Origin of the sequence: Nitrosomonas marina (assembly GCF_900110145.1) — a bacterium.
In the GTDB taxonomy this organism is placed as follows: Bacteria; Pseudomonadota; Gammaproteobacteria; order Burkholderiales; family Nitrosomonadaceae; genus Nitrosomonas; species Nitrosomonas marina.
The window spans coordinates 19,026-32,106 of the sequence record NZ_FOCP01000015.1; the positions used below are offsets into that span (position 1 = coordinate 19,026).

Annotated in this window: 9 protein-coding genes; 2 read left to right on the plus strand and 7 right to left on the minus strand. The window is 46.6% G+C overall.

Annotated elements, in window-relative coordinates:
• Window positions 1-24 precede the first annotated feature (24 nt).
• Window positions 25-591 carry a carboxymuconolactone decarboxylase family protein gene (locus tag BMX44_RS10820; RefSeq protein WP_090632856.1) on the plus strand — a complete coding sequence of 189 codons (567 nt, stop codon included), beginning with the start codon at window positions 25-27 and terminating at the stop codon, window positions 589-591.
• Between the two features lie 160 nt (window positions 592-751).
• Here the strand turns inward: BMX44_RS10820 and BMX44_RS10825 are convergent, their stop codons facing one another.
• The 3 genes from BMX44_RS10825 to BMX44_RS10835 form a co-directional block, all read right to left on the minus strand.
• A complete protein-coding gene (locus tag BMX44_RS10825) occupies window positions 752-1,069 on the minus strand; it encodes a bestrophin family protein (protein WP_143056926.1) in 318 nt (105 codons plus the stop codon).
• Between the two features lie 134 nt (window positions 1,070-1,203).
• On the minus strand, window positions 1,204-3,030 hold the full coding sequence (locus tag BMX44_RS10830) for an AMP-dependent synthetase/ligase (protein WP_090632861.1): 1,827 nt from the start codon (window positions 3,028-3,030) through the stop codon (window positions 1,204-1,206).
• 11 nt (window positions 3,031-3,041) lie between these two features.
• The gene (locus tag BMX44_RS10835) at window positions 3,042-5,789 is read right to left on the minus strand and encodes an acyl-CoA dehydrogenase (protein WP_090632863.1); all 2,748 of its coding nucleotides are present in this window, start codon (window positions 5,787-5,789) and stop codon (window positions 3,042-3,044) included.
• Window positions 5,790-6,017: 228 nt separating this feature from the next.
• Here BMX44_RS10835 and dapE point away from each other — a divergent pair, with 228 nt between their 5' ends.
• On the plus strand, window positions 6,018-7,148 hold the full coding sequence (dapE, locus tag BMX44_RS10840) for a succinyl-diaminopimelate desuccinylase (RefSeq protein ID WP_090632865.1): 1,131 nt from the start codon (window positions 6,018-6,020) through the stop codon (window positions 7,146-7,148).
• Between the two features lie 498 nt (window positions 7,149-7,646).
• Here the strand turns inward: dapE and BMX44_RS10850 are convergent, their stop codons facing one another.
• The 4 genes from BMX44_RS10850 to glpK all read right to left on the minus strand — a co-directional run bounded on the left by BMX44_RS10850 (window position 7,647) and on the right by glpK (window position 13,056).
• On the minus strand, window positions 7,647-8,096 hold the full coding sequence (locus tag BMX44_RS10850; protein WP_090632870.1) for a hypothetical protein: 450 nt from the start codon (window positions 8,094-8,096) through the stop codon (window positions 7,647-7,649).
• A gap of 145 nt (window positions 8,097-8,241) precedes the next feature.
• Entirely contained in the window at window positions 8,242-8,901 is a 660-nt protein-coding gene (locus BMX44_RS10855) for a response regulator transcription factor (RefSeq protein WP_090632872.1), read from the minus strand.
• A gap of 2 nt (window positions 8,902-8,903) precedes the next feature.
• Complete coding sequence (locus BMX44_RS10860; RefSeq protein ID WP_245738908.1) at window positions 8,904-11,372, minus strand: sensor histidine kinase; 2,469 nt, start codon at window positions 11,370-11,372, stop codon at window positions 8,904-8,906.
• 184 nt (window positions 11,373-11,556) lie between these two features.
• On the minus strand, window positions 11,557-13,056 hold the full coding sequence (glpK, locus tag BMX44_RS10865) for a glycerol kinase GlpK (RefSeq protein ID WP_090632875.1): 1,500 nt from the start codon (window positions 13,054-13,056) through the stop codon (window positions 11,557-11,559).
• Window positions 13,057-13,081 lie beyond the last annotated feature (25 nt).

A 13,081-nucleotide genomic window follows, 5' to 3' on the forward strand; every position in this document is an offset into this window, starting at 1 on the left:
ACCAAAACTTATTAGGAATTCAAAATGCGAACAATTAGTGGAATTGTAGATGACGGTCATATATCACCAGAAATTGATGAGACATTTGTCAAAATACGAAAAGCGCTTAAAGCGCCTTTCACGCCGAACTTTTTTCGAGTATGGGCGGTATCGCCTGAATCACTCAAAGGCATATGGCCGGTAATGAATCATATACTGACGAGTGGCCGTGTAAGCCGCCGACTCAAAGAAATGATTTTCGTAGCAATATCTTCATTAAAAGACTGTCATTATTGTGAGGCCGCCCATCACGCCTTTTGTCTGAGTATAGGTGTTACGCCAGAACAAATTGACAGCCTGATTAAAAGCTATACAGCAGACACTGCTGATCCAAAAGAAAAAGCCGCAATAGATTTTGCGGTCAGGCTCGCGAAAGATTCTCATTCATCAAGTGAACAGGATTTTGAGTCATTGAGAAGATTGGGGTTTGAAGACGAGGAGATTATGGAAATTATTGCTATGTCAGGTATGGGAGTTTTTTATAACCATTTGGCGAACGCAACCAAAATAAATATTGACGATGGATTTACCAAAAAAATTTCAGGTAAATAAAACTGTTACCCATAGCAAAAATTCAGAAATGAGGTATGGATTGTGATTCAACATTAGAACGGCAGAAACATGTTTTAAATGATGCATTACATATTTTTACGTTCTTCTTAATCTAACAAACAAAAAAAACGCTCCTACATCAGGATTCCATCCTGTGGCTTCAGAGGAGGGGGAACAGAATGCTCACCCAGCTGCTGCTAATATCGATCTCTATGGTGCGGCAGATAGCTTGAAGCGGAATATCTTCCATTTTGTTATCAAATGGATCTTCTGTCCGCCCTCCTATTCTTTCCGTAGTTGAAAAGACAGTAGCGATGGCAACATAAACTGGCAGCATCATCCAATCAAGATGCTGCACCAGTCCTAACGGCATAAAAAATACAAACAACCACACGAAATGTTGCGTAAAAAAGCTGTATTGCCGAAGAAGCGGTGTGTTTTTAATGCGTTCACAGATTCCATGAAAAAGGAAACTGATTTAGAATGCAATAACACTCCCGTAAACAATAAAATACAGGATATATCACCCTTCAATCTTTAAAAACCACTTTAGGCTATATGTGCGCCGAATAAGCATTTCTGTTTTTCAAATCTGAACAGTTCACTTAAGAATCAATGGCCCGCATACAGTTTTTCAATTTCGGCTTTGTGCCGCTCCAAAATGTTTGCTCGACGCAATTTTAGAGTCGGGGTCATCATCTCGTTTTCTATGGACCAGGATTCGGAAATGACGGCAACTTTCCGGATACGCGCATAACCCGGAAACTCATGCGTTTGCTGCGTGATTTTCTCAAGAAGAATTTCTTCAATTCGCTCTTGTTGTTCGTTGTCAGTTGTGTCTGCGTCAATGTTATGTTCGCTGGCAAATTTTTTCCAGTTTTCAGGGTTTAATACGACGAGTGCGCACAGATAGGGACGCGCTTCACCAATGACCAGCGCCTGGTCGAATATGAGGTCGCGCATAATAGCTGCTTCCATATCGCCAGGCGGTATTTTTTCACCGGTTGACAGCACGATGATATCTTTCAATCGACCGGTAATCGTAATATGGTCCTCCGAATCAATCGTGGCGATATCACCAGAATTTAACCAGCCGTCAGCTGACAGCACGGCCTCTGTTGCCTGTGCGTTATTCCAGTATCCCATCATCACATTCGGCCCACGAATCAGCAATGCGCCATCATCTCCAATTTTGACACCCACGCCTGCGATTGGCACACCTACGCTGGAAGGCACATTATCACCATGCCGGTTGACACTGACAACCGGACTGCTTTCAGTCATGCCATAACCCTGCAATATCGGCAGCCCAAGCCCGATGAACACGCGAGAGATTTCAGCCGATAATGCCGCCCCGCCACTCATGGCATGGCGCAGTCGTCCGCCCAGCTTGTTAATCAGTTTGGCAGCTACCAGCTTGTTCAGCAACGGCCATAACAAAAATGCCGGACGCCAGCTCGCACGGTTCTGCCGGTATTCAAAGCGGCTGTACCCAACCTCAACAGTGAAATTAAACAACCAGCGGGCAAAAGCTGAACCTTCATCAAGCTTGGTCTGGACACCAGCGTAAATACGCTCGTAAATTCGCGGTACAGAAATCAATATGGTCGGACGTACGTTCTGCAGGTCTTCCTGCAGTAACGGGATCGAACGTGCATAAGCGACAGTCGCACCGCACATTATAGGCAGATAGTAGCCAACGGTTCGTTCAAAAGTGTGCGACAACGGCAAGAAAGACAGCAGCAGATCATCGTGATTAACCTGTACGGCCTGAAGACTGCCATGGGCATTCGACAGGATATTGTGATGATTCAGCATAACGCCTTTGGGGCGTCCGGTTGTCCCGGACGTGTAAATAATAGTGGCCAGAGTGTTAGGATCATCATTGATATGCTGAACAGCTTCAGAGTTTTCAGGCAACCAGTCTGATAACACAGTCAAGTGCCGACTATCTGCAGCTGCCGCTTCAGGACCCAAATCGGAATCGGCAGCGTTGACCGGATCAATCAGCACAACACGCTGCAGGCTGTTAACCTTGCTGCCCGCCTCAAACACTTCAAGCCATTGTGAGGATTTTTCCAGCAGCAACAGTTTGACTTCGGCATCCGCGAGCATATAGGCGACATTATCCGCCCTGTCTTCGGTATAAAATGGCACGACGACAAGACCCAGGCCAAGTGCAGCCTGGTCAAACATGACCCATTCCGGTCGATTACGCATCATTACGGCAACGCGGTCACCGGGTGTCAATGACTCTCTGATCAGCGCCGCCTGCCATTGAGCGATATGCGTATACATGGCCTGCCACGTATGAACGCACCATGATTTCTGCTTTTCATCGTAATAACGATAGGCCTCGCCTTGCGGTGTTGCGTGGACACGCTCCTTAAATAATCCATCCAGAGTTTTCGCTTGCTCGACAGAAATTGTTTGGCTCATAACTATTTTGCCTAATGGTTTTTCGTTTCTTCTGTTTGAATACTTTCACCTTGTTTCATCCGTTCGGATCCAGTTTTCTCAGTTGGTGAATCATCAGTTTGCCGCCACCCTTCCTGATCAGCCGTTATAGAGTGCTTTTCCTGCTCTGATGCAGCATCCCGTGTATTAGTCTCGTTATTTCCTGTTACCTGTTCAGACACCGGCGCTTCGTCCGTAAAAAGATCAGAGGCCGCAATTTCACTTAATTGCCCGGATTCCAGGACATTGGAACGTTCGATATCAGTGGCCAACTGCTCATTCTGATCTCCAGCCACGGTAACATCGGAATGTTCCGGTTCGCTTGATGCAAACGAGGTTGCAGTTGTTGCCGCAATTGTCGATTCTGTAGTCGTAACCGAAGATGTAGCTGGCGGCGACGATACAGTAAGGTCGACTGAACCAGGCGCTTCATAGGAAAAATCCTGCGAAAAATCGTCAACTTTGATAACCCTGCTGCGCAAATCCCGCATCTTGTGCAGCAAGTCAGCCTCAGTTACAGTTATCACGTTTAGATGGTATGCCTGCGTAACCTGTTTTTCACTCTGCTGCGTGGTAATTTTGCCTGATTTGACAGCATTACGCACTTTTGCCTCGAGCGGTGCACTTTCAATCGCGCACTCCAGCGCCTGCTCCAGGTCAGACAATGGTTCACCCGATCTGGTTGGCAGATAAACACCCGCTGTCAGCCTGTCACGCGCTTTATTCGGCTCGAGCAACATCTGGGATATTTCATGTCCAAGCTTATCGGTTGGCGGCAAATACGGTTTTCCCAGCGGGAAAATACATTTTCTCAACAGCCATACAAATACCTTATTACCGGGAAAATTACTCAGCAATTCGTCAAAGGCCTGCTGAACGCGGTATATGGCATCCTGAACAGACCAGTGCAGCAACGGTAAGTCGGCTTGTGGCCGACCATTGTCTTCAAAACGTTTGAGCGTTGCCGATGCAAGATACAGCAGACTGAGAATATCTCCAAGGCGCGCGGATAAACGTTCCTTTCGCTTTAAGGACCCGCCCAGCTTTATCATGGCAACATCGGCAAGAAATGCGAAATTCACGGCGAACCGGCTAAGTTGTAGAAAATATGGTGCTGTCTCCGGGCTGCAGTTTTCAGGAATATTGCTTTTAATGTACTTACCAAACAAACCATACACCGGACACTTGATTGCATTACGCATACTGAATAGAACATGGCCGACCAGAGCCGAATCGAACGCTTTGGAAGCACGTTTTTTATCTGTATCGTGCGCTGCGGTGATTTCCTGAAGTATATACGGATGACAGCGGATTGCGCCCTGTCCGAAAATTATCATGTTACGCGTCAGAATGTTGGCGCCCTCGACCGTAATACTGACAGGCATATGCTGATAAGTTCGTCCGAGGTAGTTGCGCGGTCCAATACAGATGCCTTTGCCGCCGTGTATATCCATCGCATCATTAATGGTCTGGCGTGCCCGTTCTGTCAGATGATACTTGACTATTGCGGATATCACAGACGGCTTTTCACCCAGATCGACAGCACCGGCAGTCATAATGCGCGCCGCATCCATCATATAGGTATTGCCGCCGATGCGCGCCAGCGCTTCTTCAATTCCTTCAAAATACCCGATAGGCAGATTGAACTGCACACGCACCCGGCTATACGCACCACTTGTTCTTGCTGCAAGTTTTGCGCTGCCGGTACTGGTGGCCGGCAATGAAATCGAACGTCCGGCCGCCAGACAGTTCATCAGCATGCGCCATCCCTGACCGACACCATTTTGGCCGCCAATGATCCAGTCCATGGGTATAAATACATCTTTGCCCCAGTTCGGTCCGTTTTGAAATGCCGCGTCAAGCGGCAGATGACGTCGCCCGATATGCAGACCCGGTGTATCGGTCGGAATCAGTGCGAGTGTTATGCCCAGATCTTCCTGATTACCAAGCAGATGATCGGGATCATACAATTTAAATGCCAGGCCAAGAATGGTTGCTACAGGACCCAGTGTAATATAACGCTTTTCCCAGGTGACACGCATGCCCAGAACATCCTGTTTGCCGTCAAATTCTTCCCTACATACCACGGCGTAATCGGGTATGGAGCCAGCGTCCGATCCTGCATCCGGTGACGTCAGTCCAAAACAGGGAACCTCTAATCCCTGGGCCAGACGCGGTAAATAATAATTTTTTTGTTCGTCTGTACCATAATGCATCAATAATTCAGCAGGTCCTAGCGAATTGGGCACCATGACTGTTACTGCCGCCGTTCCGCTGCGCGAACCGATTTTCATCACAATCTCGGAATGTGCCAGCGCCGAAAAACCACGTCCTCCATATTGCTTTGGGATTATTAATCCAAAAAAACCATTGTCTTTTATGAATTGCCAGACCTCTGGCGGCAGATCCTTCAGGTCATGCGTGATCTTCCATTCGTCGAGCATGTCGCAAAGCTGTTCGACAGGGCCATTGAGAAAGGCCTGTTCCTCGTCGCTTAATTGCGGTGTCGGATAAGCCAGCAGCTTACTCCAGTCAGGTTTACCGCTGAATAGATCGCCATCCCACCATACAGTGCCGGCATCAAGCGCTTCCTGCTCGGTCTGGGAAATGGGTGGCAGCATCTTGCGAAAAATTTTCAACAATTGATTGGAAATAATCAGGCGCCTTAACCACGGAACGAATAAAACCAAGGCGACGATCACCAGCAATGATATGAAAACAAGTAATAGCGACTCGAGCATCTTTTCCCCTTATGATCGAATTCAATAATTGAGTGCTTTATTGCACATCACTCAGTGCGAATTTTGTATCAGGCGTGTAGAATTCGCTTTTAGTAGCAAGCCCTAAATTTACATGATAATCATCCAAATCCATACACCCGAATAAAAGTTTTGAACTGAAAGTGTTGTTAAATACATACACTGCAAGTGCGCGTAGTGATTTGATCTCCAGTTTTTACAGGAAAGTTTATGACCAACGAAACATTGGATTTAGCTCGCCAATTAATTCAACAACGCTCGATAACGCCGCATGACAGCGACTGCCAGAAAATACTCGCACAACGGTTGCAAAAAGCAGGTTTTCTCATTGAAAATATGCGTTTTGGGGAAGTTGACAATCTTTGGGCCAGGCGTGGCAGCAATTCACCTGTGCTGTGTTTTGCCGGGCACACCGATGTAGTCCCTACCGGCCCTCTGGCAGAATGGAACAGCGATCCATTTGAACCGGTTATCCGCGACGGCAGATTGTACGGGCGCGGTGCGGCAGACATGAAATCATCCTTGGCCGCGTTTGTCACGGCAATCGAAGCGTTCGTCACTTTGCATCCAGAACATAAAGGGTCCATTGCCTTGCTGATTACCTCAGATGAAGAAGGACCGGCCGTTGACGGTACTGTAAAAGTCGTAGAAACACTCAGAGCGCGCGGCGAGTTACTGGATTATTGCATTGTAGGGGAACCGACCTGCTCGCTTCGGTTTGGCGATACGATCAAAAACGGCCGACGGGGCTCTCTATCAGGAAACCTGACCGTCAAAGGCGTACAAGGCCATATCGCCTACCCACATCTGGCAAAAAACCCGATTCATTTGGCCGCACCAGCGATCACCGAGCTTTCGCAAATCCGCTGGGATGAAGGCAATGAATATTTTCCGCCAACTACATGGCACATCTCCAATATTAACGGCGGAACTGGTGCTACGAATATCATACCGGGCACTGTGAATATGTTGTTTAATTTCCGATTTTCGACTGCCAGCACTGTAGATTCATTGAAAACAAGAGTACATGCAGTGCTGGATAAATACGAACTGGATTACGAGCTGGTATGGGAGCTTTCCGGCAACCCTTTCTTAACACCGAAGGCAGAGCTTGCCAACGCACTACACGAGGCCGTTATCCAGATAACAGAACTAGAGCCGCAATTATCCACATCTGGCGGCACCTCGGACGGACGCTTTATAGCAGATATTTGTAAACAGGTTGTGGAATTTGGCCCTCGCAACGAAACCATCCACAAACTGAATGAATACGTAGATGTGGCAGATCTGGAACGCCTGGCAAAAATTTATCAGATTGCTTTGACAAAGCTGCTGCTGTAGTTACCCCTGAAAAATCACTGCGGGCATGGCAGTGAAAGCCTATGCCTTATACTGAAAGTAATGTAAGGGCTGTCAGATATTTTCCAGCCACTGCAGCAATACACAAGGCGACAACAATGTTTTTAATTTCAGTTTTCATGACAATATGCTCCAATATCAACTTTCTTGCAGGCTACAAAAAAAGTAAGCCGTCGAAAATGGCTGGAAACGGCTTACATATAGAAAAAGAGAAGTAATGTAATAAAAAACAAAATCGTCATTCATGGATTACGTTAAACATACTAATTCTTTTTTTTTAACAAACCTATTGGGGAAACTATTGTTTTCATATCAGGGAAACCATTAGATTAGATTTTTCTGAACGACTGGTGTTTCGGGTCTGCAGGCATACCGGATTTCAGTGTAAAGCGGATTGTAATGCATTAAAAACCCGACCAGTCTGGCAATACAGCCTGGTCGGGTTTTTAGTGTTGCTTGATGAAGACGGGTTACTGAATACTACAAGGCGTCATGAAAATCATCTGCCGTTGGCGGCGCGCCTTTCTCCTGTCTGAATCTCGCTTTATCAATCTGTTCGGTAGCGCCCGGCTTGCTGTATCTATCACGATTTGCCTGCTCCTGAGCGATTTTCTTATGATAAGCGGCCTTGGCAAAGTTTAGCTCAGCTTCTTTTTCATATTTATTAATCCGCCAAATAACGCGATTTTTTGAAAGCTGCGCATTCCTGCCGAATTTACGAACCCGGGATCTCTTTTTTACTATTTGTTTCTGTTCTTCAGCCTTGGATTGCATTGTTCTGGCCAGATTCTCATGATATTTCGTCAGTGCGGCATGATTAACGTTTTCCATACCTTTATTTACTGACGTTTGCGGAGTCATCGGCGCACAAGCGGCAGCCAGAATACAAATTGTAAAAACTGCCAGGTATTTAACTGTTATGGTTTTCATTAATAATTCCCCAACGCATTCAAGACAGGTACCATATTAGCCAAGTCAGCGCAGTTTTAATATTGGGAAAACTATTGTTTTTTGGTAAGCGAAACCATTAGGAGTGATTTGCTATCGGATTGCGATCAATAGCAATTGATATCGTTCATTGCTTCTCTTCCGAGATCCAGCGAGTGGCTAACCGAATCAGATCAGCGCTATCTTTCAGTTTCAATTTGGTACGTATGTTAAAGCGATGGGTTTCAATCGTTTTAATACTGCGCTTCAGCAAGTTGGCGATTTCCTGGCTGCTGTGCCCGGCACCAATCAGATGCAGTACTTCAAACTCGCTGGGAGTGAGTTTATTGATCGGAGATTCCGGCTCGGCCTGGCCCGCTACAATCCGGTTGAGCAGTTTTTCGTGCAATTTTCCGCTCAAATAAATTTTGCCCTGCAGAACTTCCCGTATGGCATTGATCAATACCTCTCCAGGTTCCTGTTTCATAACATAGCCGCGTGCACCTGCACGCAGGGCGCGTTCGGCATAAATTGTTTCATCGTGCATGGAAACAAAAAGCACAGGCAGATCGGGATAATGGCTATGGATATTTTTTATGACCTCTAATCCCGAGATGGTTTTGAGCGTTACATCCAGCAATACTATATCAATTTGTTTATTTTTTCTGAGAATCGCCAATGCCTCTTCGCCATCCCCGGCTTGTGCAAACACCTCAAGATCAGGTTCCATATTGATGAGCATGGCCATCCCGTGACGCATCATTGGGTGATCATCAACGAGTAGAATTTGTGCAATTGAATCCGGCATTTTTAAACCATCCCCATTTCGAGACGTACTTCGGTGCCACCCTCCACACCTGACAGAAACTTGAGTTTGGCGCCCAATTGTTTGGCACGATACTGCATGATTTTAATACCCATTCCAGATGTCCCCGGGTCATTTGTATTCAGAGAAAAACCACAGCCGTCATCAAGAATAGATAAGATCAGTTTATCATTTTTCGCAACAAGAGATATTGTCAAATGCTGGGCTTCGCCGTGACGAATAGCGTTATTTGCCGCTTCCTGGGCGATTCTGTAAAAATTCAGCGCCAGGTTTTTATCGTTGATTCGTATTGTATGCTCACAAACAAAGTCACATTTGATTGAATAGGTTTTGGCAATTCTTGTCGCGAGTTTCTCAAGCGCTGCGACTACGCCGTTTGCTTCCAGTTCAAATGGCAGTAACCCCTGGGCCAATTGCTTTATCTGCACGACAGCAGTTTGCACCTGCGTTGCTATTGAAGCGGCGATGGCTGCCATCGATTCATTACCCAGGGAGGTGATTTTTTTCTCCAGCGCCCTGGCTTGATATCCGATAGCCGCAATTTGCTGGCCAAGGTTGTCGTGCAGTTCCTGCCCGATGGTATGCGCCTGTTCCTCTGCAACAAATACCAGCGTTTGTTCCAGACGTTTGCGGTCAAGCCAGCTCTCCAGATCACTGGCTATCGCATCCAAGAGTTTTTGTTCCTCCTGGATGAGAAATGGCTTGTCTTCCGGATATGTTACTTTGATATAGCCGTACTTCTTGCCACCGAGGTTGATATCCGATTGTAAAACATGACCTATGGAGTCACGGGAATGGTAACAGTCATTACATACACGTTCGCTATTGGCTCTGGAAAACATCAGTTTCCCATCACGCACATCGTATTTTCCGGATTCAAAATGCCTGCCGTCAATTTCAATGACAGCTGTGGCAATTTCTGGAAACTGCATTGCAGGTATCAAATAATCGAAAATATTCCGGCAGATTTTATCCACTGATAGTTCTGTACTGATACCTCGCCGTATTTCGTAGAGGCAAGTGATTTCTTTCAATCGCTCACGCAACAGCTCATCGACCTGCTTTCGTTCAAGCCAGTTTGCCAGATCGACTGTAATGGTATCTATGAGTTTTTGTTCTTCAATTTCAAGGAAAGGCCTGTCCTCGGAATAAAAAACACTGAGTTGACCACATACTTTTCCATTGACTTTGATATTGGAAACCAGAGCATTACTGTGTGCTTGATTGCTGGCAGCTGAAACGAAACGGTTTCCGTCGATCTCAATCGAAGCCGAGGCTGACTCCGGATATTGCATGGCAGGAATCAGATGTTTGAAAATCTGCTGGCATACCTCTTCAACCGATAATTCCGTTCCGATGCTGCGCCGAATCTCATACAGGCAAGTAATTTCTTTCAAACGTTCACGAAGCTCAAGTTCTTTCAAACTCAATTCAAATGAAAACTGCTCGGCTTTATCTTTCGCCAGTTTTGCGCTTTGTTCCGAATTGATCAATTTTCGAATAAACCAGTTCAGCAACAGCACCTCGGCGATGATCAGAATGCCGAGATAAACCATAATAATTTTGAGTTCTTCAGTTACAGGCTTGAACAGTTCCGCTTCATCCAGTTTAAGAATCATACCCAGACCAATAGCTTCTAAAGGTGCGTAAGCCTCAATAACCGGCACATTCCGATAATCGATAACTGCAATAACGCCACTTCGACCATCGAGCGCGTAATCCATCGGTAACACGCCTCCTTCAACCACCCGTGTCAGAGTCTTAAAGCGTACGCCATCAATCTGGCTAATCAGACAAGGCATTTTCTGATCACTTACAGAGGTAGGGGCGCATAACATGAATGTGCCGGTTTCGTCGATCGACCTGATTTCACTGAAACTGCGTGTCAACTGCGGCAAGGTTGTTTCCGTCATGATACTGCCGATATGCTGACCGTCTGGACCGAACACTGCTTCACGCGTGTGCAGAACAAACTCGCCGTCCCATATTAATGTGGTTTCATTCTTCTCGCCAAGAGGTAATGCCTGTGCGTGTTTTTCTGAAAAATGCCCGGCTCTTACCAGCTGATTGCCTTGCGCATCGTAAACAACTGCCGCTGTAAAACCGGATTGAATCAATGAATGGATATTGTTTTCCAGATCACTGCGTGCTGCTTGATTTTCGTTCTGGTCACGCAGTTGCCGTATCGATTGAATCAAGAAAGGACGCGTAGCCAATGCACGCGTGTCAGCCAGGCCCTTTTCTATCTGGCTCTCGAGCAAATGCGCTTTGCCCTGCAATGCCACATCGAGTCCTCTGCCAAGCGATGATTCAATTTGCTGACGCATCACGCTGTATACAGCAACACCCGTAACCAGGGTGAGGCCCATCAAAAGCAAACCGCCAATCAACACAATTTTATCGTTCTTCTGGATTGAAATTGCGTGACTGTTATTATTATTGGATTTTTCCATCAGGCTGACCGGGGTAATTAAACCGTTTAATAAGCGCTGCTATAAAGGTCGAATGATTAATTTAAATAAAATTAACGTGCAGCAATTAAATGAAATGACGTTTCTAAAAAGACGCTCAAATATCGATCATGCTGCAGCGAAAATACGATCTGGTTGAATATGTCAACGCGGCAACCGAAAGCAATCAATTCAATACAGCCTGCACAGCATGTTTCCAGCCAGCATACAGTTTATTTCGTTCGTCCTCTGCCATCTGCGGTGTGTAGCGTCGTGAACAAACCCAGGTTCTGGAAATATTGTCGAGCCCGGTAAAAAGCCCGCTATACAAACCAGCCAAAGCAGCCGCTCCCCAGGCTGTGCTCTCCATCACTTCAGGTATTTCGACCGTACGCCCCAACATATCGGCGAGAAACTGGCAAACAAAGGTATTACCTGTCATACCGCCGTCTATGCGCAGCGCGTCTGCTGTATCCGTATTGACTAATTCGGACTCCATGGCTTCAATCAAATCACGGCTTTGATACCCTTGAGCTTCCAAAGCTGCCCGAATGACATGTGCGCTGTTACTCTCCCGACTGATGCCTGTGATAGCAGCACGCGCATTCGGCTTCCAATACGGTGCGCCAAGCCCGGTAAACGCGGGAACAAAATAAACTTCATTACTATCAGTAACCGACTGTGCGACCGCTTCGCTTTGCGCCGCATCAGACAGCAGCCCAAGATTATCACGCAGCCATTGAACCGCCGCACCGGCCGTAAAAATGGATCCTTCAAGTGCATAACAGGTATCCCCGCCGATTCGATAACCAATTGTCGTCAACAGCTTGTTTCTGGAAATTGTACAGTTGTGTCCGGTATTCATCAATGCAAAGCAACCGGTGCCATAAGTTGCTTTAATCATACCGGGCTCAAAACACCCCTGCCCAACCAGCGCTGCATGCTGGTCTCCAGCCATCCCGCCTATAACATAGGCGGCTCCCAGCAATTCCGGTCTTGTTTCGCCAAAAAAAGCAACGTTATCACTGACATTCGGCAAAATGCCGGCAGGGATATTGAATAACCGCAGCAGGTCACTATCCCATTGCCGGGTCACAATATTAAATAACAGTGTGCGTGATGCATTGGTAATATCCGTCGTGTGCGCTTTTCCCTGTGTCAGCTTCCACAGCAGAAATGTATCCACCGTACCAAATGCGAGCTCGCCCTTTTCTGCCCGTAGACGCGCACCTTCAATGTGATCAAGAATCCAGGAAATTTTGGTCGCTGAAAAATACGGGTCGACCAGCAATCCGGTTTTTTTCGCAATCTGTTGTTCATGTCCGGATTTTTTTATCGCGTCGCATAAATCAGCAGTTCTGCGGTCCTGCCAGACAATTGCATTATAAATCGGTTCTCCGGTCTCCCGATCCCAAATCACAGTGGTTTCACGTTGGTTCGTAATACCGATACCGGCAATTTTGATATCGTTTCTTTGTGCGTCAGCAATCACATTCCGGCAGACCCACAGCGTATCTTCCCAAAGATCGCCGGGGTGTTGTTCGATCCATCCTTTGTATGGATGCAGTAATTTCAGTTCTTTCTGGCTGACCGCGAGAATTTTACCCTGAACTGAGAACAATATGGCGCGCGTGCTGGTGGTTCCCTGATCAATGGCCAGCAACGCCAGGTTTTTAACTGAACTCATGGCTGGTTATTTGTGCCTGAGATGG